22 protein-coding genes and 1 pseudogene are annotated in these 22,885 nt (G+C 58.3%); 10 read left to right on the top strand and 13 right to left on the bottom strand.

Annotated elements, in window-relative coordinates; translation table 11 throughout:
* The first annotated feature begins 272 nt into the window (after positions 1-272).
* Complete coding sequence (locus tag KB235_RS04975) at positions 273-2,093, top strand: C40 family peptidase (RefSeq protein WP_246514346.1); 1,821 nt, start codon at positions 273-275, stop codon at positions 2,091-2,093.
* A 114-nt stretch (positions 2,094-2,207) separates the two neighbouring features.
* Complete coding sequence (locus KB235_RS04970) at positions 2,208-4,907, top strand: EAL domain-containing protein (RefSeq protein ID WP_211780605.1); 2,700 nt, start codon at positions 2,208-2,210, stop codon at positions 4,905-4,907.
* Between the two features lie 33 nt (positions 4,908-4,940).
* Here KB235_RS04970 and KB235_RS04965 read toward each other — a convergent pair whose 3' ends face one another.
* Positions 4,941-5,201: a hypothetical protein gene (locus tag KB235_RS04965; RefSeq protein ID WP_211780604.1), complete on the bottom strand. Its 261-nt coding sequence runs from the start codon at positions 5,199-5,201 to the stop codon at positions 4,941-4,943.
* On the bottom strand, positions 5,198-5,926 hold the full coding sequence (locus tag KB235_RS04960) for a DUF3784 domain-containing protein (protein WP_211780603.1): 729 nt from the start codon (positions 5,924-5,926) through the stop codon (positions 5,198-5,200). Before KB235_RS04960 ends, KB235_RS04965 begins: the two co-directional genes overlap by 4 nt.
* 125 nt (positions 5,927-6,051) lie before the next feature.
* Here KB235_RS04960 and KB235_RS04955 point away from each other — a divergent pair, with 125 nt between their 5' ends.
* Both KB235_RS04955 and KB235_RS04950 read left to right on the top strand, forming a co-directional pair.
* Positions 6,052-6,525 (top strand): DinB family protein, encoded by a 474-nt coding sequence (locus tag KB235_RS04955; RefSeq protein ID WP_211780602.1) that lies wholly within the window; start codon positions 6,052-6,054, stop codon positions 6,523-6,525.
* 129 nt (positions 6,526-6,654) lie between these two features.
* The gene (locus KB235_RS04950; protein WP_211780601.1) at positions 6,655-9,381 is read left to right on the top strand and encodes an EAL domain-containing protein; all 2,727 of its coding nucleotides are present in this window, start codon (positions 6,655-6,657) and stop codon (positions 9,379-9,381) included.
* Positions 9,382-9,395: 14 nt separating this feature from the next.
* On the opposite strand, the gene KB235_RS04945 is transcribed toward KB235_RS04950, so the two are convergent.
* Positions 9,396-10,637 carry a UDP-glucose dehydrogenase family protein gene (locus tag KB235_RS04945; protein ID WP_211780600.1) on the bottom strand — a complete coding sequence of 414 codons (1,242 nt, stop codon included), beginning with the start codon at positions 10,635-10,637 and terminating at the stop codon, positions 9,396-9,398.
* 193 nt (positions 10,638-10,830) lie between these two features.
* Between KB235_RS04945 and KB235_RS04940 the strand changes: the two genes are divergently transcribed.
* From KB235_RS04940 to KB235_RS04920, 6 genes are all read left to right on the top strand, one after another.
* Complete coding sequence (locus KB235_RS04940) at positions 10,831-11,067, top strand: hypothetical protein (protein ID WP_034817380.1); 237 nt, start codon at positions 10,831-10,833, stop codon at positions 11,065-11,067.
* Between the two features lie 202 nt (positions 11,068-11,269).
* Positions 11,270-11,875 (top strand): glycosyltransferase family 2 protein, encoded by a 606-nt coding sequence (locus KB235_RS15760; protein WP_276514420.1) that lies wholly within the window; start codon positions 11,270-11,272, stop codon positions 11,873-11,875.
* Entirely contained in the window at positions 11,872-12,507 is a 636-nt protein-coding gene (locus tag KB235_RS15755) for a glycosyltransferase family 2 protein (protein WP_276514419.1), read from the top strand. The genes KB235_RS15760 and KB235_RS15755 overlap by 4 nt, the downstream gene beginning before the upstream one ends.
* Entirely contained in the window at positions 12,465-12,929 is a 465-nt protein-coding gene (gene pgaD / locus KB235_RS04930) for a poly-beta-1,6-N-acetyl-D-glucosamine biosynthesis protein PgaD (RefSeq protein ID WP_211780599.1), read from the top strand. Before KB235_RS15755 ends, pgaD begins: the two co-directional genes overlap by 43 nt.
* Complete coding sequence (locus KB235_RS04925; RefSeq protein WP_211780598.1) at positions 12,926-13,777, top strand: polysaccharide deacetylase family protein; 852 nt, start codon at positions 12,926-12,928, stop codon at positions 13,775-13,777. Before pgaD ends, KB235_RS04925 begins: the two co-directional genes overlap by 4 nt.
* A 101-nt stretch (positions 13,778-13,878) precedes the next feature.
* Positions 13,879-14,538, top strand: a complete 660-nt coding sequence (locus KB235_RS04920; protein ID WP_034817324.1) for a hypothetical protein — start codon at positions 13,879-13,881, stop codon at positions 14,536-14,538.
* Positions 14,539-14,556: 18 nt separating this feature from the next.
* Here the strand turns inward: KB235_RS04920 and KB235_RS04915 are convergent, their stop codons facing one another.
* From KB235_RS04915 to KB235_RS04870, 10 genes and pseudogenes are all read right to left on the bottom strand, one after another.
* On the bottom strand, positions 14,557-15,201 hold the full coding sequence (locus KB235_RS04915) for a DsbA family protein (protein ID WP_034817326.1): 645 nt from the start codon (positions 15,199-15,201) through the stop codon (positions 14,557-14,559).
* A 120-nt stretch (positions 15,202-15,321) separates the two neighbouring features.
* Positions 15,322-15,738 (bottom strand): GNAT family N-acetyltransferase, encoded by a 417-nt coding sequence (locus KB235_RS04910; protein WP_034817327.1) that lies wholly within the window; start codon positions 15,736-15,738, stop codon positions 15,322-15,324.
* Positions 15,735-16,673, bottom strand: coding sequence for a glycoside hydrolase family protein (locus KB235_RS04905; RefSeq protein ID WP_211780597.1), 939 nt, complete (start codon positions 16,671-16,673; stop codon positions 15,735-15,737). The genes KB235_RS04910 and KB235_RS04905 overlap by 4 nt, the downstream gene beginning before the upstream one ends.
* Complete coding sequence (locus KB235_RS04900) at positions 16,670-16,825, bottom strand: hypothetical protein (RefSeq protein ID WP_246514344.1); 156 nt, start codon at positions 16,823-16,825, stop codon at positions 16,670-16,672. The genes KB235_RS04905 and KB235_RS04900 overlap by 4 nt, the downstream gene beginning before the upstream one ends.
* Before the next feature lie 54 nt (positions 16,826-16,879).
* A pseudogene (gene istB, locus KB235_RS04895) lies at positions 16,880-17,669 on the bottom strand (IS21-like element helper ATPase IstB).
* On the bottom strand, positions 17,666-18,952 hold the full coding sequence (istA, locus tag KB235_RS04890; protein WP_211780596.1) for an IS21 family transposase: 1,287 nt from the start codon (positions 18,950-18,952) through the stop codon (positions 17,666-17,668). The pseudogene istB and the gene istA overlap by 4 nt, the downstream one beginning before the upstream one ends.
* An 84-nt stretch (positions 18,953-19,036) precedes the next feature.
* Complete coding sequence (locus tag KB235_RS04885; protein WP_246514343.1) at positions 19,037-19,831, bottom strand: glycoside hydrolase family protein; 795 nt, start codon at positions 19,829-19,831, stop codon at positions 19,037-19,039.
* A 5-nt stretch (positions 19,832-19,836) separates the two neighbouring features.
* Positions 19,837-20,886, bottom strand: a complete 1,050-nt coding sequence (rfbB, locus tag KB235_RS04880) for a dTDP-glucose 4,6-dehydratase (RefSeq protein ID WP_211780595.1) — start codon at positions 20,884-20,886, stop codon at positions 19,837-19,839.
* Positions 20,789-21,763: a glucose-1-phosphate thymidylyltransferase RfbA gene (rfbA, locus tag KB235_RS04875; RefSeq protein WP_211780594.1), complete on the bottom strand. Its 975-nt coding sequence runs from the start codon at positions 21,761-21,763 to the stop codon at positions 20,789-20,791. The genes rfbB and rfbA overlap by 98 nt, the downstream gene beginning before the upstream one ends.
* The gene (locus tag KB235_RS04870; RefSeq protein WP_211780593.1) at positions 21,760-22,881 is read right to left on the bottom strand and encodes a DegT/DnrJ/EryC1/StrS family aminotransferase; all 1,122 of its coding nucleotides are present in this window, start codon (positions 22,879-22,881) and stop codon (positions 21,760-21,762) included. The genes rfbA and KB235_RS04870 overlap by 4 nt, the downstream gene beginning before the upstream one ends.
* Positions 22,882-22,885: the final 4 nt, after the last annotated feature.

Below are 22,885 nucleotides of genomic sequence, written 5' to 3'. Positions count from 1 at the left end.
CCCCTACTCTCCTCATTAATCCTATCTTCATCATAGCATGAATACTTGGGAAGAATAGTTTCCAAAATTCAACAGAAAGTCAATTTCTGATTCACCCCTTTTACCTAATTCATCCCATTTCTACCTGTCAAAAAATATTGACCTCCTTTTCAACGGAATTGGCCTGTTTGAGTCCTTCCCCCCATTGCCTGCCAATTTCGAAACACCTTACAATATAACTGTATTGATTTTATCGAACCGTTACCTACGCCATCTACGAAGGAAGTGACTCCATGGATCATAAGTCCGGCCTCATGTACTCATTCGCCGCCATCGCCGCCGTAACCGTCCTCGTTCAGGCCGACGACGCCGCTGCCGCTAGCACGCACACCGTCCGTGCCGGAGATACGCTCTGGTCAATCAGCCAGCAGCACAATATCCCGCTCGCGACATTGAAATCTGTGAACAACTTGACGTCCGACCGAATCGCCATCGGACAGACACTGAGACTCTCTGGCGCCGTGACGCTCGCACCTGCGAACAATAACGCGACGCAAGCGACCGTGACCCGTACGACGACCGCGAACTTGAACCTCCGGAGCGGCGCCGGGACGACGCATAGCGTCCTCCTTACGATTCCGCGCGGCCAACGACTCACCCCGCTCAAGACGAGCGGCGTCTGGACGCAAGTGACGTATAACGGCCGCACGGGTTGGGTGCACAACGACTTTTTAAGCGCCGCACCTGCGCAACCGGCAACGCCTGCACCGGCACCGACTGCACCAATCGTCACCCCGAGCGCAACGACTGCATCAAAGACGACGGCGAACTTGAACCTCCGCGCCTCGAAGTCGACGACCGCACGCGTGTTGACGACGATTCCGAAAGGACAGAGCGTCACCGTCTTGAAAGTCGAAGGCACATGGTCGCACGTGAAATTCGGAACGCAAACGGGCTTCGTCGCGAATACATATTTGACGAAGGCGGCGTCCACGCCGGCACCGGCCCAGCCGGCTACACCAGCTCCGACGCAACCGACGCAAATCAAAGAAGAGAGCATCAACACGTCGTACGTGACGACCGCGAACTTGAACGTGCGCCAAGGCGCAGGGACCGGCTTCGCCCTCGTCACGACGATCCCGAACGGCACGACCGTGACGGCGACGAAACAGAGCGGCTCGTGGGTGTACGTGACGTATAACGGCAAGTCCGGTTACGTCAGCACTGGCTTCTTGAAACAGACGACGACCGCACCGAGCGCACCGGTCACCCCGAACCTCGGGGATGCTGGCGCCGGCAACACGGACGTCGATTATGTCGTCAACACGCCGTCATTGAACGTCCGCGCCTCGGCGACGACGAGCTCGTCCATCATCGGCAGCGTCACGGCCGGCCAGACGCTCCGCGTCGTGCAGACGTCAAACGGATGGCACCAAATCTACATCGGCAACACGACGGGCTTCGTCTCGGCTTCGTTCGTGAAACAAGTGCCGAAAGGGACAGCGGCGAACCCGACGTGGGTCTCAGGCTCGTATGACGCTCACACGTTCTTCACGGCGAGCCCGGCCGCCATCCGCGCCCAAGCGAGCGACACGAGCGCGATCGTCGGTTCGACGCTTCGCGGTGGCCTGTTGAACGTCATCGGTGAGACGACGACCCATTACCGCGTCGCCGAAGGGTTCATCGCCAAGTCGTTCGTGACGCACGTGAACGGACAGTCTGCCCAGGCGACCCGCCTCGCGACGATCGCCGTCGCCCAGCGCTTCGTCGGCACGCCTTACGTCTGGGCCTCGTCCAGTCCGGTCAATGGCGGTTTCGACTGCTCCGGCCTCATCTTCTATGCGTTCAACCAAGCGGGCGTCAACATCCCGCGCACGAACGTCGCCAACTATTGGGCCGGCGCCTACTTCGGCCCACAGTTGCCGAAATCGTTCACGCCGCAAGCGGGTGACCTCGTCTTCTTCGAGAACACGTACACGGCCGGTCCGTCCCACATGGGCATCATGATCAACGCGGACACGTTCATCCACGCCGGAACGTCCGGCCTCGGCTACAACCAAATCAGCAAAGAACCGTACTGGCAATCGCGCCTCATCGGTTACAAGCGTCCGTGACTTTCGTCGCACCTTGAAAACCCGACCTTAGTCGGGTTTTCTTTTCGATATGCAGGATTCCGTACCGAAGATGCGAAATGCGAGATAAGATAAGAAGAAAAAAGGAGGTGTCCGATGAGCCAAGATCGCTTCGCCAAAATCCCGTATCGGATTTATACGATGGGACTCGCCATCGCCTGCCTCATCGGCGTGCTCTCGTTCGGGCTTGGGCTCAGCTATTATTGGAAAGAAAAGCATGCCGCCGTCGACCAAACGGTGACGAACTTGAACCACGCCGCCGACCTAGCGGGCGTCGAGGCCTATCTCGTCCTCCATCAGACGGCAAGGCTGTATGAGACGAACTCGGACCAACCGACGACTCTTCTCTCGGCCCCGTACCGGGAACGGGCGCTCCAGTACAACATCCAGCTCCGTGAAGACTTCGAGACGGGCGTGAACGAACGGGAACGCGAGGCGCTCCTCGCCTTCTCGGAACGCCTCGAGGAGACGCTCGACACGGGCCGCTTCGACATCGTCCCGTTCGATGTCGTCGAGTCGATCGACCGGCGTTGGTTGTACCAAGGGCTTGAGCGCACGGCGCAGGAGAACACCGCATACGAACTCGCGGACGCCGTCATGCGCATGCAGATGACGTTCGTCCAAAACGTGCCGAACTTGCTCGCCGAGACACCGGACGCCGAGGCGCTCGAGATCGAGGTCGCCCCGCTCGCGAACGAGGCCCGCTTGATTGAAGACATCGTCGCAACCGATCCGTCACTACGGACCCGCGCCGTCTCCGATTTGATCGAGAGCGCCCTCGCCCTCGGCCGGCTCGCGACGTCCGAGTCGACGCTCGAGGCCCGTTACGTCAACAGCACGAGTTTCTATGAAGACACGCATGACGTCCTGCGCTCGCTTCGCTCCTCGTCCGAGACGACGCTCGCCTCGGAAGGGAATCGCTACGGGGCGCTCGCCATCGCCGCGCTCCTGTTGACGATTCTCTTGTCGTTCGGCCTCCTCGCCGCCCTCTGCCTCACCCGGAAAGCGTACGCCCATGACCTCGATCATTTGAAGGCGCGGGCGCTCGCCATCGACCCGAGCACGGAGCCGGTCGAGTCGACGTTCCCGGTGAGCCATGATTTCCGCGGTATCGAGGACGAGCTCCGAGAGATTGCCGTGAGCGTCCATTCGACCGTCCACACGCTCGAGACGCAGTCGACGGACTTGCTGCGCTATCACGAGCGCTGGTCGTCGCTCTTCTCCGAGACTGGCCTTGCCATCGCCCTCGTCGATGACGCGTACGATTTCCTCGAACGAAACGATGTGTTCCGTCAGTTCTTCGGCGACCGCAACTTGTACGAAATCAACCAACTGTTCACCGAGACGGGACGTCGCTTGTTCCGCGAAGCGCTCGACGGTGTGACCGAGCACGGGACGAGCGCCCAGTTCATCCTGCATTTGAAAGGCGAGCACGTCCGCTTCTTGAACATGAAGATTATCCCGCTCAAACGCGGTGAGGCGTTGACGTATTACCTCATCCTTGAAGATGAGACCGAGCGCGTCGAACGGGAGCGGAAAGTCGACCGGCTCGTCCGGTTCGACATGGCGACGAACCTGTATAACGAGTACGGTTTCGTCCAGGCTTGGGCGAAACAAGACATCGATGGGGCGTTCGTCCTCATCAAGCTGAACGATTTCCACCATCTTGTCGACTGGTATGACGCGACGTATGCGGACCTGCTCATGACCGAGTTCGCGCGCCACGTCGAGGACAGGCTCGCGAAGTACGCCCAGCACTTGTTTGGGCGCTACCGGGACGACACGCTCATGCTGTATGTCAAGGGCTTCGCCGCGGCAGACGAGCATGAACTGATGGAGCTGTTCCCGACCGAGCTCTTGATCAACGGCAAACGCCAGACCGTCCACGTCCAAATCGGGGCGACGCACACGACGCCGAACTATACGGACTGTCTGTTCGAGGCGACGAAGGCGCTCCAACACGCCAAAGAGACGCGAACCCCGTTCGTCTGGTACGACGCGAGCATCCTCGCCCAGCTCCAATGGGCCGCATTGATTGAACAGGCGCTGCCGGATGCGATCTCAAAAGGCCAAATCACCGTCGCCTATCAGCCTCAAGTCGAGCTGAAGACGGGCAAGGTCGTCGGGGCCGAGGCGCTCGCGAGGTGGCATCACCCTGAGATTGGCCACGTCCCGCCGAACGAGTTCATCCGCATCGCCGAGCGGTCCGACCAAATCCTTTGGCTGTCGCACTCGATTCTTGACCAGGTTATCGACCAGCTCGTCACGTGGCGACAGACACCGTTCGCCGAGATCTCGCTATCGTACAATTTGTCCGCCCACTCGGTCGAACCGTCGATCGTCGCGAAACTGCGCGATAAGATTGAGACGTACCCGTGGTTACCGGACCGGCTGAAGATTGAGTTGACCGAGTCAGCCGATATCATGTCGCATACGAGCGAACTCGACCGTCTCGAAGATATCGCCGACCTCGGTTACTGCCTGTCAATCGACGACTTCGGAACCGGATACGCCTCGTTCGAAGCGATTTGGCACTTGCCGATTCAAGAAGTGAAGATTGACCGCATGTACGTCAGCGGCAAAGCGAAAGACAGTACGTCGTTCCTCCGCGCCGTCTCCCGGTTCGCGAGCGAACAGAAGCTCACCTCGCTCGCCGAGGGCATCGAGACCGAAGAAGACTTGAACCGTATCCTCGCTGAAGGCGTCGAGCTCGGACAAGGCTATTACTACGCCCCGGCGCTGAAAGCGGACGCGTTCGAGGCGTGGGTCCATGAAAAAACAGGCCACCATGAGTGACCTGTCGCTAGACCTAGACCGGCTGACGATTCGTCAGCCGGTCTTTCGTTTGATTCCATTAAGGATTAGCTTCAAAATGATCAAGCTGAAGATGATCGGCAAGACGATCGGGAGCGACCCGCGCGGCAACAGCCCGAAGACGATGAACACCGTCATCCCGACCGTGAAGAATAGCTTGATACCCCTGTCCGTCGTGAACTTGTCCCAGCGCCAGACGAGCAAGAGCAGCGCGAGCGGCGGGAAGAAGAACGTCAGGAAAAAGAAGGGCATGTTGCGTGTGTACCATGGACTCATCGATTCACCACCTCCCCATACAACGCCCTCGTCGCCTGTTCCGTCTCGAGGTTCAAGTAAATCGGTTTGCCGCTCCAATCGATGCGGATGACCGGGGCGACGTCCCGACTGATGAAGAGGAGCACGTCTTCTTTATAAATCGTGCGGAAGTTGCCGGTGAGGCGTGATGATGTCGCCGACCCGTTCTGCCGACGTTCGATGCCCGGGAACGACGTCAGCGTGATGGCCGTCATGTCGGCATACGGCACGGCCTGACCGTACGCACCTTCGATGACGAGCGCCGACTCGGTGAGCGTCACCTCGGTCGGTTGCGAGAACCAAAACATGAGCCCCGGGATGACCGTCAACAACAGCACGCTGACAATCGCGAGCGGGATGAGGCGCTTCTTCCCATCCGGACGGAGCCGGCCCGACTCGTCAAAGATGTTCCCGTCATACTTCTGGGCGCGCCAGAGCGTGACGACGACGAACAACAACAGCGCGATGAAGAGCGGTTCGAGCGGGATGTTCAATCGGAACGCTTCGATAGCGGCGATGAGAAGAAAGATGACGCCGATGCCGTACGCCATGATCCCGATGAGTCTTGCGACCGACTTGATGTCGACGCGGGCCTTTCGTTCCTGATTCATTGTGTTATAGCCGGAAATGAGGAAATGCCAGCCGAGTCGATGGACGGCGAAGCCGAGGAAGAACATGAGCAGTGCCGCGAGTACTAAAATCCACATAGATGAGACCTCCTGTCTTCTCTATTCTACGTGAAAACATACGTTTCGTTCCAACAATCGTCAGATGCACGCGAAACAGCGGTTCTCCCGTATACTGGTGGTAGAAACACAGAAGGAGGAATTCGATGTATCGCACGAAACAAGATTTCATCACGGATTGGACGAAATCATCGGCCGGCACGCTCGACGTGCTCCGCACTGTCACCGACGAGACGATCACGCAATCGATCGTCCCGGGGCACAACTCGCTCGGTTGGATCGGGTGGCACGTGACGACGGCACTCGGCTACTTCACGAACTTGCTCGGCTTCCGGTTGTCGGCACTGAAGTCGTTGACCCAACCGACCACGGCGGGTGTGATTGCCGCTCAGTACGAACGCTATGCAAACGAAATCGCCGAGGCGGCCGAATCGTTCACCGAATCATATCTTCTCGAAGAAGTGAACGTGCACGGCACGATGACCCCGCGCGGCGCCGTCCTCCGGATGATGCTCGACCATCAGACGCATCACCGCGGCCAGATGACGGTGCTGCTCCGGCAAGCCGGCCTCACTGTCCCCGGTGTCATGGGGCCGACGAAAGAACAGATGAACGCGTGACGACCCGCCCCCGGCGGGTCGTTGTCGTTTCACGAAAACAGGCTCGCCTTTTCCATCACGTTGTCGTTTTCCGTTCCCTCGAATCAGGAAAAGAAAGGAAGCGTTATGTGATTCGAAAGGAGGTCCGATATGCGCCGCTCCCCGTTCGCCGATGTCCCGTTCCGCACCGTCCTCACTGTCTTGTTCGCCCTCTCGTTCGTCGCCGTCGTGTTGCTCACGTTTTGGAGCGGCTATTATTGGAAAGAAAAAGCCGAGACGTCGCGCCAAGCCATCACGAACATGACGTACGCGAAAGACGTGTCCGGCGTCGAGAGCCATTTGATCCTTTATTATGTCGCCCGGCAGTATGAGATCGAACGTGCCGAGACGTTCACACTCGTCTCAGACCAATATCGGGATCAGGCGCTCGCCTTTAACCGCTCGCTCATCAATGACGTCCACGTCGGCCTCTCCGATCGGGAACGTGACGCCGTGCTCGCCTTCTCCGACAATATCGAGGCGGCGACGACGAGCATCGACACGGATTGGTTCCGGCTCGTGCCGTTCGATTTATTGAAGTCGCTCGACCGCCGTTGGATCTATGACGGGCTGCGCCAGACGAATCAAGACAGCTCGCTCTACGAGGCGACCGACGCCTTGCTCCGGCTCCAGATGGCGTACACGCGAAACATCGACCGCGTTTTCGTCGCCGACCCGGACACTGACCAACTCGCGGAGTTCGAAGCGTCACTCCTCCCGGAACAAGCCTTGTTGCAAAATCTCGTGCTCGATCGCCCGATTTTGTCAGACACGGTCGACGATCGCATCAATCAGGCGTTCACCGCACTCGACCAACTGTCGAACCCCGACGTCCCGTACGAGGCGCGCTACGTGAGCGCCATCGCCTTCTACGACCAGACCCAGCGTATGCTCGACGCCATCAGCGACAAGGCACTTGCGGCGCTCGAGACGGAACGACGTCAAGAACAGTCATTTTATGTGTTCACCTTGATTTTTGGCATGTTGACGCTCGCCTTGCTGTCGTACGGGTTCGTCCGCTATTATTACCGCTATCGGTTCGACTTGGTCCATCTGCAGGAACGCGCCCTCGCCATCGACCCGATGCTTGAACCCCCGGCCAACTCGTTCCCGGACCGGCACGATTTCGCACCGGTCGAACAGGAGTTGAAACGAATCGCTCGCGACATGTCGCTCACCGTCCGCCATCTCGAAGCGAAATCGTTCGAGCTCGCCGAAGTGCATGAGCGTTGGGCGTCCCTGTTCACGGAGACCGGGCTCGCCATCGCCTGGATTGACGATAAGTTCGAGATTATCGAACGCAACGACGTGTTCGAACGACTGCTCGGCAATCGGAACTTGTACGAGTTCACTCAGCTACTGACAGCGACCGGGCGCAAAATCTGGGAGGATGGCCTCGCCCACGTCAAACGGGAACAGCGGCCGAGCGAGTTCCTCCTCTTCTTTGAAGAGACGCCGCGGCGCTACATGAGCGTCAAGCTGTTGCCGCTCGAGGTCGGCAATCACCGACATTACTACATCATTTTAGAGGATGTGACCGAGCGAATCGTCCGCGAGCAAGAAGTCGACCGGCTCGTCCGTTACGATGACGCGACCGGCCTGTTGAACGCGTACGGATTCGCTCAGACGTATCGAAAACGAGGGCTCACGGCGACGAACGGCGTGTTCCTCGTCTTCAAAGTGAACGACTATCAACACTTGTCCGACTGGTACGGAACGGCTTACGCGGAAGCGGCGCTCAAACGGCTCGTCTCCCGGCTCGAGGCCCGTCTGAAGAAATATGCGACGAGCCTGCTCGGACGTTACCGTGACAACACCCTCCTCCTCTACATTCAAGACTTGGACGCCGAAGACAAGGACGAGGTCGAGGACTTGTTCCCCCGTGACTGGGATGAACGGACGCGACGCCAAGCGCTCGACAGCCAATGCGGGATGACGGTCGTCCGGATGCAGTCGTATGACGAGGCGTTGAAACAAGCGATGAACGCGCTGCAACTCGCCATCGAGCAACGGACCCGCTTCGTCTGGTACGACGCGGACGTGCTCCGGCAAGTCGAGCGGCTCGCCTTGGTTGAGCGGACTCTGCCTGACGCCATAAAGAAACGCGCGATTCACGTCGCCTACCATCCGCAAATCGAGTTGAAGACGGGCGCCATCGTCGGGGCAGAGGCACTCGCCCGCTGGGACAGCGACACGCACGGGAAAATCAGTCCCGACGAGTTCATCCGCATCGCCGAGAAGTCGGATCAGATTTTATGGCTGTCGCTCAGCGTGTTGGAACAAGTGATTGAACAGTTGCTCCGTTGGCATGACACGTCGCTGTCGGCGCTCACCGTCTCCTACAACTTGTCCCCCCGTTGTCTCGACGCAGCGATCGTCGACTTGTTGACGGAGACGGCCGAGACGCATCCGTGGATCACCGACCGGCTCGTCATCGAGTTGACCGAGTCGAGCGACTTGTTGACGTACCCGACCGATTTGAGCCAGCTCGAGACGATTGCCCGAAACGGCTATCGCCTCTCCATCGACGACTTCGGGACCGGCTACGCGTCGTTCGAGGCGATTTGGCATCTTCCGATTCATGAAGTGAAAATCGACCGTATGTACGTCAGCGGCAAGGCGAAAGACTCGTTGTCGTTCCTGCGCGCCGTCGCCCGCTTCACACGGGAACAACGGCTCGTCCTCGTCGCCGAGGGAATCGAGACGAAACTTGAGTTGAAGCGGATGATTGAGGAAGGGGTCGAGATTGGGCAAGGGTATTACTTCACCGAACCGCTCGACGCCATGACGTTCATGGCGTGGGCAGAAGCACGCATACAAAAAGACGAGACCAGTTGAGGTCTCGTCTTTGTTCATTTCGACGTCGAAGGATTCACCTTCTGTTGCATCCGACCAACGCCCTCGTATTGAACGTCACGCGGGTCGCGGGCGAACTTCCATGCGTTGCGGGCGTCAATGAAGCGCGGTTGACGCATGCCGGCGAACGCTTCCGGTTTCAAGTTGACGAGTTCTTCCCACTCGGTGACGAGGATGGCGTAGTCTGCTCCGTCGAGCGCCTCTTCCACCGTGTCGGCTTGGCGGTAGTCCCACGTCGCGAGCGGGTCGTAGCCGATGACTTCGACTTCTTGCAGGAGCAGCTGCTGGGCGAGCGCGATGGACGGGGCGTCACGCATATCGTCCGTCCCCGGTTTGAAGGCGAGCCCGAGGAAGGCGACGCGCATGCCGCGGGTCACGTCGAGCTTCGACAACAAGTAACGGATTTGGGCGTCATTCGTCTCCGCAGCCGCCCGGATGACTGGTAAGTCGAGACCGTTCTCCTGCGCGACGTGAAGCAGCGCGGCCATATCTTTCGGGAAACACGATCCTCCGTACCCGAGCCCAGCGTTCAAGAACGAACGCCCGATGCGGGGGTCGAGCCCCATGCCGTCGGCGATCGTCGTGATGTCTGCCCCGGCCTTGTCGGCGAGACGAGACAAGTCGTTGATGAAGCTGATTTTCGTCGCGAGGAACGCGTTCGAGGCGTACTTGATGAACTCGGCGTTAATCGGTGATGTGCAGACGAGCGGGACGCCGAGGCGGCCGTAAATGCCCGCGAGTTCTTCACACATCTCGAGGTCATCGCTGCCGATGACGACGCGATGTGGTTTCAATACGTCCGCCAAGGCGCGTCCTTCCTGTAAGAATTCCGGCACGATGGCGAACGTGTGCGCCGGATACATCACCTTCAAGACGTTCGTCGTCCCCGGCGGCACCGTGCTCCGGATGATGATCTTTTGCGGTGTCTTGAACGCGGCGAGCGCCGCTTCGATGTGTGACAAGTCACAGCTGCCATCTTCGCGGCTCGGCGTCCCGACGGCGAGAATGACGTAGTCGGCACCTGACGCGAGCCCGACATCGTCCGTCCACGTGATCGCGTCTTGATATTCGGAGAGCACTTCGGCCATACCCGGTTCGTGGAACGGGACCGTGCCGCCTTTCAACTGCTCGAGTTTTGGTATGTGTTTCTCGACGCCGATGACCTCGTGCCCCGCTTTCGCGAGTCCGCACAACGTGGCCAATCCGACGTAGCCTAAACCAATGATTCCAAATTTCACGCTAGTTCCTCCTTCGGTATGCTCCCTTCAACAGTAGCGAAAAGCCGGGATGAAGGGAAGGCGATAACGCGCTCGAATGTTCTTTCGGGACTGACTTTTTTCATTTGGTAGGGTGACGGGTCGGCTCGGAAGTGCGCGCTGGCGCGGGGAAGTGCTATAATGGGTCAAAATGACGCTAGAAAGGACTAACCGCATGGGCTTACTCGCTTTCTTTTTAGTTACACTCTTCATCTATTATTGGTTTCCGGTCCGGGGGGGACTGAAAACCTTCCTTCTCATCTTGATCATGGTGAGCGGTTGGCTCTCCATCTTCGAAATCGTCTCCATTTTGGAAGCCCGTCCATGGGTGGCCGCCCCATTACTTCTCATCATCGGTCTCATCGTTTGGAAGTGGCGCAGAGATCGCAATCGGCAAGAGAAGAGCGTTTGACGACCGTCAAATGCTTTTTTTGATGTATTCTCTTTCTTTACCAAAATTCCCTTGCAAAAAGACGTATTCATTCTAGTATCGTGACGTCTTTCACAAGTTATTAAAACATATAGGAATCAGTTTAAACGGTGCTATCATACAAGCATCTTTCATTTTTATTCCGTACGAAGGGGACCTTTTTATACAATTTTATTTGCTCGACTTGGCACCATGGATTGAACCGCTCGCACAGTTCGTCTTTTGGTACCCGTTTTTCATGGCGCTGTTTTGGATTTCTGGCGCCGTCTTGTTCAGCTTGACGCGTGAACAAGAGAAACCGCTTGATTTGAACGAGCGCGAATGGCCGCTCATCAGCATCCTCGTCCCATGTTACAACGAGGAAGAGACGATTGAAGAGACGATTACATATCTCGATCGCCTGACGTATCCAAACCTTGAAATCATCGCCGTCAATGACGGCAGCTCGGACCGAACCGGCGACCTCTTGATCGGGCTCGCCGACAAGCACGATCGGCTCCGGGTCATCGACTGCCATGAGAACCGCGGCAAGGCGAACGCCCTCCACATGGCCGCCCATGCCGCCCACTCCGAATACTTGCTCTGTGTCGATTCGGACGCGTTCCTCGACGAAGAAGCCCCGTACCAGCTCGTCCGCCACTTCCTAAAAGGCGGCGAACGGGTCGGTGCCGTCACCGGCAACCCGCGCATCCGTAACCGCGACACGCTTCTCAGCCGGATGCAAATCGTCGAGTACGCCTCGATTATCGGATCGATTAAGCGCACGCAGCGCGTCATGGGAAAATCATGACCGTCTCTGGCGTCATCGTCATGTTCCGCAAAAAAGCGCTCCTCACGGTCGGGCTGTGGGACCGGGACATGATCACCGAAGACATCGCCGTCTCGTGGAAGCTCCAAAAGAAATTTTGGGACATTCGCTACGAGCCGCGCGCCATCTGCTGGATGCTCGTCCCGGAATCACTGTCGGGCATTTGGAAGCAGCGGGTCCGTTGGTCGCAAGGCGGGCAAGAAGTCGTCTTGCGTCACTTCGACATCTTCAAAGACTGGCGCCAACGCCGCATCTGGCCCGTCTATATCGAACAAGTCATCAGCGTCCTCTGGGCGTATGCGTGGCTCGTCGTCACGATTTACTTGTTCGTGACGGCCGACACGGTACAACAGATGCTCGTCTGGTTCACGTACAACTCGTTCGCGCTCGTCTTGATTAGCCACATCCAGTTGCTCATCTCGCTTTGGAACGATGCGCGGTACGATAACGTCTTCCGCTATTACGTCTGGGCCGCCTGGTACCCGGTCATCTATTGGATGCTCAACACGTTCGTCGTCATCGCGGCGACGCCGCGGGCCATCCGCTCGACAGTGAAAGGAGGCTATGCGACATGGAACTCTCCAGATCGCGGCACGAGACGGAGCAGCTTATAGGTCAAGACGTCCTCGTCAAGACGAAGCGCTCCTTCATCCGAAAAAGTATCGAAGTTTTCTTGACGCTCGTATTTTGGACGTATACGTTCGTCGTCAGCTGGTTCTTCCTCAGTGCGGCGCTCGGTCAAAACGACCGCAACATCGCCACGCTCAAGACCGCGTTGAACGTCACGAACGCCGACATCCGTGGGCTGCTCGCCTTCGGTGTCCTGTCACTCCTCGCCTCGGCGCTCATCTTGTTCGTCTGGCGCACGTACAATAAGCAACGCTATGGCTCACTCAGACGCCGTAAGCCCCCGACCCCGACGACGACGGAAGAATTCGTAGCGCTCGGATTGATTGATGAGTCGGAAATCGTGCGCCTACAGACCGAGAAAGTCATCGTCTTCACCGATAACCCGGTAAAGGAGTTGACGAAGTGAGCAAAGTCTTTAAACTCCTCCTCGCCCTTGTCATCATCGCCGGGGTGACGTGGAAAGTGAACGACGTCACCTCGAAGCGGCCGGATACGCCGGACCCGATGCTCGTCGCGAAAGACGGCGTCTGCCTTGGGCTCAACTATCACCGTGTCAAAAAGCCACACGCATGGAACAAGATCGTCGAGACGTTGACCGGGTCGGACGACTTGAAACGGTATAACGTCTACGCCGACGAGTTCCAAGACCAGATTCGTTGGATGAAGCAAGCCGGCGTCCATTTCGCGACGCTCGGTGAAATCGAAGGATACGTGCGCGGCGAAGCGATTCCTGAGAAGTGCGTCTGGCTCTCGTTCGATGACGTCGACCATACCGTCTACGAGAACGCCTTCCCCGTCCTCCGTGAAGAAGGCGTCCCGTTCACGTTGTTCGTCATCACCGGCCACGTCGGCGAGACGTTCCAAAACTTGAACCTCGCTCCGTGGCATGAGTTAGAAGCGATGAAAGACAGCGGACTCGCCGATTTCGGGTCGCACACGAACGATATGCATTACATCGAGGACGGGATGGCCGTTTTCCTTGACCCGGCGAACCACGACGCGTTCAAACGCGACCTCGAGGCGAGCCGGGCCGCCTTGAACGAACAGCTCGGGATTGACGCGACCGCCATCGCCTATCCGTTCGGGGAGACGGACGACGCCGTCACCGCCATCGCCGAGTCGGCCGGGTTCACCGATGCGTTCATCTTGAGCCCGAACCCGATCACGAACGACAACGCCCCATACTTCATCGACCGTTACTTACTCGACAAACACGTCTTCGACGAGTTCGTCAAACCGTACCTGTCACGCTAAACACGCCATGCCGGCGTGTTTTTTTCATGAGCTCGTTCGTTCCCTTTCATTTTGAATCGAACGTGGAAAAGACGAGTAGACTATGGAAGCGAGGGATACGGATGACCGTCATGACATGGATCATCGCCGCCTGTGTCGCGGCCACGCTGAGCGTGATCTTCATTTGGCTCGCCGAAGAGCCCGTCGAACGCATCAAACTGCAAGTGTTCGCCACCGTCCTCTGTCTCCTCCTCATCGGCTTGAGCACGTATACGTTCGAACTTGAACGGGAGTCGCGCGACGCCTCGAACGCGCGCGTGATGACGGAGACGGACTACGCGGAACGGTTGCTCGCCTTAGAGGAAGAACATGCCGACGACTTGGCGTGGCAAGCGATTCAAATCGAGCGCGACGTGACCGAGAAGCTCGAGGCCCGCTACGCCGCCCGCGAGGACACGATGAAAGACAACCTGTTCTTGAAGGTGATTGATTTAGAAGACGTCATCAAGGCGCAGCGCGGTGAGATTTATGCCCTCGAGGACCGGCTCCGTGAGGCCGAGGCGATGAACGAGGCGCTCACGCTCGCCCTCGCGGACGCCGAGCGCTTGATGGACACAACGCCCGACGAAACGGAAGACATCGTCTTTTTTGAGACGTACGGCTCGTGCGAGGACTTGAACGCGATTTATCCGGAAGGCGTCCCGCTCGAACACGACGCCTATCTCCTCACGTTCGACACCGATCTCGACGGCATCGCCTGTGGACAAAACGACACCCGCTGAGCAATCAGCGGGTGTCGTTCACTCAGCCGGCACGTCGACGACGTCACCCGCTTGGATGTCTTTGTTCAAGACGCGCTCCATCTCATCGAGGCTGAACGCATCGAGCAACTTGATGCCGTTCACGTAAACGGTCGGGACATATTCGACGCCGAGGTCACGTGTGTAGAGCCGCGCGTTTTGGATGCTTTCGTCAATCTGCGGCGCGAGGAGCAGCTCAGCGTCCACGTCGAACAAGGCGGCGAGCCGATGGACGTACGCCTCCGTCCCGAAGTCGTCCGTTCCCGAGTCCATCCCGATTTGGCGCTGAAGCGCGTAATAGCGGTCCGGCATCAACCGTTCGGCGTTCGCGTCGACGCTCGCGAGCCGTTGCGACCGTTCGTTCAACAAGGCGAGCGCCTGTCCTTTGAACGACACCTTCCCCGTCTCGATCCACCGCGCCTCGATCTCCGGCAAGACGCTCTCCATCCACTTCTTGCACCACGGGCAACTGTAGTCGAAGACGAAGACGATCTCGTCGGCCCCGTCCCCGAGCTTCACTTTTTCGTCGAGCGGGAGCGCGTACTCGACGTACGTGAACGTCTCGGTCGCATCACCCGCCTCGCTCGTCGTACAGGCGGAAAGTAGAAATATCAGTCCAATCATAAGAAATCCTAGCCGTTTCATAAAAAACCCCCTCTTGTTCAATGTTTCACATAAGTAGTTATACCATGCCCCCGCCCAAACCTCGAGTGACGTTCTTGCGACAATTGTCCGGTCAGACGAAAAGAAGCGTCCCGACGCGTGTCAGGCCCGCTCCATGATGACGTCTCGATTCAGCCGTCCGATCTCGATGAACCCGTGCCGTTCATAAAATGCAATCGCCCGGGCGTTATCGGCCTCGACGTGAAGCCGGACGACATGTTTCGCGGTCCGCCTCATCTCATCAAACAAGGCGTTCAACAGCGTGTGCCCGCTCCCGCGCGGAGCCTCCGGCAACACGCAAACATGGCTGATGAACGCGACGTCCGCGTCCATGTACGCCGACAATAAGCCGACGAGCCGGCCGTCTTCCCATAGCTCGAACGACGTCGCCCGGTCGTGCAGTTTCGCGGCGTACGCCTTTAAGTCGACCCGCTCGGACAGTTTTGTCGGGAACAAGCCGTCACACGCCTCGAGATGGGCCACGTAGTCGGCGACCGACCCGCGACCGAGCGTGATCATACGTCCTCCAATACGGCGACACCGAACCCGTCCCGGCCGAACGCGTTGCCGTTATAGAGCAGATAGTGGCGCCCCTTCATCGTGAACACGTGCGGATAGCATTCCATATCGGCGTCCCAGCCGTCATCGCTCCGCTCGAAGCCGAGCGCCGCATCGTCCCGCGTCCAGTCGACGAGGTCGTCGGAGTAGGCGTAGCCGAGCCGATAGCCGCGCGTCGGATCGGTCCGGAAACCGAACGTGTCGCGGAAACAAAACACCATATGATAGCGACCGCCCGCCTCGAACACGGTCGGGAGCGCCTGGCTCTCGTCGGAGATCGCGTCCGGCACGACCCGACCGTGCCGCGTGAACGTCTGGCCGTCTGTGGACGTGGCGAGGGCGATTTTATACGTCCGCTCGGCCACCCCGTCCGGTCCTTCTTTCCACGTCGTCCCGTAAATGTAATACATGTAGTGTCGCTCCCGGCTGAAGACGAACGGGTCGCCGACGAGGAACGGTTCATCCACGCTCGCCGACAGCACCGGCCCGTCCCCGAGCCGCTCGAACGTGACGCCGTCGTCATGGCTGACCGAGAGGCCAATTCCCGTCTCGACCGACACCGACTCACGCCGGCTCCAGCCGCTCGTGTAGCCGTACAAGGCGTCCTCTGTCCGGGTGACGTGAAACGGAAAGATGCCGTCCTCGTCGAACGTGCCGAGCTTGCCGAGCGGGATGACCGGTTCCCTCGAGACGTGAATCACGTCGAAGTCGGGCGTCATGTCGACGTAGCGGACGTGGCTCTTGAATAGGTTCCCATCTCGCTCGCGGGTCGAGAAGTAGATGCGGACGAAGTCGTCAAACACGAGCGCCTGCGGCGACTGCGCGAACGCCGAATAGTCCCCGAAAAAGCCGTACGGCTCCGGGTCGAAGATGTGTCCGAGCTTCTTCCATCTCATGTCGTCCCCTCCTTCCGTTCGGCGATGCCGAAACCGGCCCGTCCGACCTCGTTGCCGAGGTAGAGCAGATAGCGTTTCCCATTCACAGTGAATGTATGCGGATAGGCGACCATCTCGTCGTCGAACCCTGCTTCGGCGCGCGTGAACTTCATGACCGCGTCATCCCGCGTATAAATGTCAACCTTTATATGTACAATTTTGCTCGTTTAATAATGTTCAATATTGTCGGTTTCGTCAGACACGGTTTGTTCCGTCCGATGGTCCTTCAATCGATATGAGTCCCCGGATATCGGCACGACGGTCGCATGGTGAAGGATCCGGTCCAAGATGGCGTTTGCCAGTTTTGGGTATACGAACACTTCCTCCCACGAACCGAAATTGATGTTAGTGGTTAGGATGGTGCTCTTTTTTTTCGTACCGTTGGTCAATCAGCTGGAAGAAGATTTTGGCGTCCTCTGCGTCGATCGGGAGATACCCGATCTCGTCGATGATCAACAGCCTATATCTGGCGAAATGTTTCAGCTTGGTTTCCAGCCGGTTCTCCTGTTTTGCGATGCGCAGTTTTTGGATGAGGTCGTGACACTTCGTGAAATACGTGCTATGCCGTGCCAGCGCCGCCTCGACACCAATCGAAGTCGCAAGATGTGTCTTGCCGATACCGCTAGGACCGAGGAACACCACGTTCTCGTCTCGTTCGATGAAACGGAGCGAGTGGAGGTCTGCGATTTGATCTCGGTTCAACGACGGCTGGAATGAGAAGTCGAACGTGTCGAGTCTTTTGGGGCTTGGTAGCGCTGCTGCTCGGATCATCCGATGCGTCTTCTGTTGCTCTTGGATGTCGATCTCGTGATTCGTGAGCTTGACGAGCACCTCGGTCAATGATGCCCCGCTCTGAATGCCGAAGTCTAGCACCTCGTCGAGGTGGAGTGCCATTTGATTGAGGTTGAGCGACAAGAGGTTCTCCCGTAGTTGCTTGTAACTGTTCGTCTCCCTCATGATCGGTACCTCTCGTCCATGAGCTGTAGATTGCGTCGAGCCATCTCGTCGATGCCGCCGTGCTCCCCGACCGTCTGACTCAGCTGCTGAAGGTAATGATGTTCCAGATAGTTCAGTTTGTTGCCGGTGAGGCGATGTTGTGCGATGGGTTTCGTGTTATGATAAATCCACAAGTAGTCGTCATGGACCTCGAGCGCTACCCGTTCACCCTCATATCCGATCGGTACGGAATACTGGTTCGAACGGTACGACACCATGTTGGAATGGTTCACCTTGGCCCGGACGTGCTTGATGCGATAGGAATCTCTTACTCGTTCAGTTGGTAGCTGGAGTAGGAGGTTCTTTTCTTTTTGGAGCTCCAGAATCGGGATCTTCCCGGTACCCTGATGGACCTCGTTATTGATTCGCTCACACAGCCTCTCGATGTAATCGTGCAGCTCCTCGAGATTATATTTGCCCTGGTAGGCGTGAATCTCGTCCAAGATTTTCATCGGTGCCTCGACCTTCCCTTTCGTCTGCGGCCGCCCGGCGATGCAAGGTTTCACCTGGAAACCGAAATCCTTTGCGAACTCCTCGAACCGACGGTTCACGACGCCCTCGCCATATCTCGTTCGTGCTTCGGTCATGACGGTGCTCATGTTGTCCGTCACGAGCTCATCAGGAACTCCGTCCAATTTTTCGAAGGCCTGTGTCAGGAATGAGAGGACGACGTCTTGCGATTTTGACAGGCTGAGGTGGAAGAAACGAAAGCGGGAATAAGAAAGTAACAGTACCGCCACGTTCACCTCGATTCTTTCACCGTCCCGTGTCTCGTAACGGATGGACTCTTTCCAGTCCAGCTGTGCCTGTTTGCCAGGGGCAGTCTCGAAACGGACATGTTGCCCGATGGCGGGCATTTTTTTGTTCTCGTTAAAATAAGCGCTGAACTCGGGATGCCGTTTGATGTATGTCCTGAACGTCGATGCCGCGCAATCCAGCCCGTGATTGTCCTTCAGGTACTGCCAAAGGACGCGTCGATAATAGAAGCGTTGTTTCGAGTCCTCCGATAGGAGGGCCCGGATGATCGGATAGTAGGCGTCAACCACAGATTCACGGTTCCTTCTATCAGGCTTTTTATAGCCGTTGAGATATTTGTCGACCGTCCTGCGGTCGACCCCCATTTCTCTAGCGAGTTGGCTTTTATTGATTTTCATGTTCATCGTCTCCATCATGTCGTTGAATTTCTGTAGGTCCGTAAGTTCGTTCACCTCGAACGTCGTGTCTACGTTTAATTGAATTTGCATAGTCGTTCACCTCGTGAACAAGTATGCGAGAAGGAGACAAAATTGTACATTCTTATCCCATCACTTTAGGACACATTAAAAGTATCATTTATAGTCCGGCGACGAGGCATATCCGAGCCGATACGTCCGCTCCGGGTTCTTCCGATAGTCGGTCGCGTCCCGGTAACAGAAGAACATGTGATAGCGCCCCTCCTCAAAAAACACGTCCGGGCTCGCCTGTGCCTCGTCCGGGAGCACGCTGTCGATCAAGTCCCGGTGCTGCTTCTCCCACGTCACGCCGTCGGTCGACGTGGCGAGCCGAATCTTATACACGGGCTCCGGGCGGTCTCCATCGAGAATCCATTCGCGCCCGGCGATATAGAACAAATACCACGTGTCACCGAAGCGCCGAATCTTCGGTCCGCTCAAGATGAACGGCTCGTCGAGCGTATAGGAGAGGATCGGGCCCGGACCGACGCGTTCGAACGTCTGACCGCCGTCCCGGCTGACGGCTTTGCCGATATTGACGTTGAACGGCACAGACACTGTACGCGTCCAGCCCCCGTAATAGGCGTGCACCTCGTCCCCGACGTCAATCGCCGAGAACGGGTAGACGCCGAACTCGTCGAACGTCCCGCGCGCCCCGAGCTCGAGTACCGGACGCTCGCTCACCCGAAGGATGCGGAAGTCCTGCTTGTCGACGTCGACGTACCCGCTATAGCTGACGTAACGCCCGTCAACCGGCTTCGGCCGACAGCTGAAATAGATGCGCACATACGTGTCGCGCTCGAGGACGGACGGCGCCTGTGCGAACGCATCCATCCAGTCGAGGGCGGCGTCACGCGCCGGGCTGAACAACAGCCGGCGCTTCTCCCATTCGAACGTCTTCACCGTCTCCATGTCGGTCACCCTTTCGCGTACATCGTCTCATAGTACGATGCGTATTCGCCCGAGACGATCCGGTCGACCCAGTCGGGATGGGTGACGTACCAGTCGATCGTCTCATGCAAGCCTTGCTCGAACGTGTAACGCGGACGCCAGCCGAGCTCGGTCGTGATTTTCGTGTTGTCGATCGCGTAGCGGCGGTCGTGCCCCGGCCGGTCAGCGACGAACGTGATTTGCGAATCGTCACGCCCGAGCTGTGCCAAGATGAGCCGGACGATCGTCAAATTCGTCATCTCGTTGTTGCCGCCGATGTTGTACACCTCGCCGTCCCGCCCCTTCTCGGCGACCGTCCAGATGGCGTGGCAATGGTCGCGCACGTGGAGCCAGTCGCGAATCTGTTGCCCGTCCCCGTATACCGGGAGCGACTCGCCGCGCTCGGCGCGATGAATCATGAGCGGGATGAGCTTCTCCGGGAACTGATACGGGCCGTAGTTGTTGCTACAGCGCGTGATGTTGACCGGCAGGCCGTACGTCTCGTGATAGGCGCGCACGATCAAGTCCGAGCTCGCCTTCGACGCCGAGTATGGGCTGTTCGGGGCGAGCGGCGTCGCCTCGGTGAAATAGCCTTCCGCCCCGAGCGTGCCGTACACCTCGTCCGTCGAGACGTGGATAAACTTCACCCCTTCCGAATAGTCGCGGGAATGCTTGTCGTCCGGGGCGAGGTTCCAATGCCGTTTTGCCGCCTCGAGCAGCACTTGCGTCCCGAGCACGTTCGTCGTCAAGAACACGTCCGGCTCGAGGATGCTCCGGTCGACGTGCGACTCGGCCGCGAAGTGGACGACCCGGGTGACGTCATAGTCGCGGAACACCGCCTCGACCGTCGCCTTGTCCCGAATGTCACCTTTGACGAAGACGTAGCGCGGGTCGTCAATCCCGTGGAGCGTCTCGAGGTTTCCGGCGTACGTGAGGGCGTCAAGGTTGATGATGCGCCACGATGCGTCGGCCAGAAGCATCTTTATGAAGTTTGATCCGATGAACCCGGCTCCGCCAGTTACGAGTAAAGTCTTCATGTTCTTCACGCTCCTCTTCTAAAAGGGATAGGATGTACTGTCCATAGTCGGTCATCTTCAACGTCTGTCCGATATCGCGCAACTGGCCCGATGTGATGAAGCCGCGGCGCCAGGCGATCTCCTCGAGGCAGGCGATATAGTAGCCTTGCCGCTCCTGTACCGTCTGGACGAACACGGACGCCTTGATCATCCCTTCCGGCGTCCCCGTGTCGAGCCACGCCATGCCGCGTCCGAACAAGACGACGTTCAAGTCGCCCGCCTCGAGATACATCTGATTGATCGATGTGATCTCGAGCTCGCCGCGCGGCGACGGCTCGACCCGTTTCGCATATTCGACGACGCGGTTGTCGTAGAAGTAGAGGCCCGGGACGGCGTAGTTCGACTTCGGCTGGGCCGGCTTCTCCTCGATTGACAAGACGCGGCGGTTCGCGTCGAACTCGACGACACCGAACGCGCGGGGGTCTTTCACCGGGTAGCCGAACACGGTCGCCCCTTGCGTGCGCCCTTTCGCGTCCCTGAGGAAGCTCGTCAAGTCGGGCCCGTAAAAGACGTTATCGCCGAGGATGAGACAGACCGAGTCGTTGCCGATGAAGTCCTCCCCGAGCAGGAAGGCGTCGGCGAGCCCGACCGGCTTCTCTTGTACCTTGTACGTGATCGACACGCCGAGCTGGTGGCCGTCGCCGAACAAACGCTCATAGCCGGCGATGTCTTTCGGGGTCGAGATGAGCAGGATGTCTTGGATGCCCGCGAGCATCAACACCGACATCGGATAGTAGATGAGCGGCTTGTCGTAAATCGGGAGCAGCTGTTTCGATACGGCTTTCGTCATCGGGTAGAGCCGGGTGCCGTTGCCGCCGGCCAAAATGATGCCTTTCATAATCGATTCCCTCCTTCGATAATCACGTCACAAATCCGGTCGACCATCTCGAGCGTCAAGTCCGGATAGAGCGGCAGCGTCAAGACGCGGTCCGACACGTACTTCGCGTTCGGGACGTGCGCCGTGAACGCGTAACAGGCAAAGTCGGTGACGAGCGGATAGAAATATTTCCGGGCGAAGATGCCGTTGTCGGCGAGCCAAGCCATCATCTCGTCCCGGCGGCGCCGATCGCCTTTGAACAGCACCGGATAATACGCGTAGTTCGATTCCGTCTCGTCAACACGCCGGTTCAACCGGAGCGTCGGGACGTCCTTGAGCCGCTCGTCATAACGTTCGACGATGGCGCGGCGCTTGGCGATGTCGTCCTCGAGACGGGGAAGATTGCAGCGGCCCATCGCCGCCTGAAACTCGTTCATCTTGGCGTTCCCGCCGATCGCCTCGACCGACTCGGGACCGGTGATGCCGAAGTTGACGGCAAGGTCGATGTCCGCTTTGAGCGAATCGTCGCGATAGGCGAGCGCGCCGCCTTCAATCGTATGGAACACTTTCGTGGCGTGGAAACTGAACATGTTCATGTCCCCATATGTGGCGATGCCGCGGCCCTCATGGACGACGCCGAACGCATGGGCCGCGTCATAGAGCACTTTCAGCCCGTGTCGCTTGGCGATGCGGTCAATCGCCTCGACGTGGCAGACGTTGCCGTACACATGGACCGGGAGAATCGCGGTCGTCTTGTCGGTGATGAGCGCCTCGAGTTTCGTGACGTCAATCGTATAGTCAATCGGGTTGATGTCACAGAACACCGGCGTGATGCCTTTTCGAACGAGCGCGTGCGTCGTCGAGGCGAACGTGAACGGGGTCGTGATGACCTCGCCTGAGAGGCCGAGCACGTCAATCGCCGTCTCGAGCGCCAAGTGCCCGTTCGTTAGCAACGAGACGTGCGGGACGTCGAGGACGTCCGTCAGCTCCGACTCAAGCGCTCGCACGTGCTCGCCGTTGTTGCTGAGCCAGCGCGACTCCCAGAGCGGCCGAATCATGTCGACGTACGCCTCGAACTCGGGCATCGACGGCCGCGTCACTTGAATCGGTGGGGCCAGGTCATGTTTAGGTAGATTCATCTCA

Origin of the sequence: Exiguobacterium alkaliphilum (assembly GCF_018138125.1) — a bacterium.
Taxonomy (GTDB): Bacteria; Bacillota; Bacilli; order Exiguobacteriales; family Exiguobacteriaceae; genus Exiguobacterium; species Exiguobacterium alkaliphilum.
This window is presented reverse-complemented; position numbering and strand designations above follow the sequence as displayed.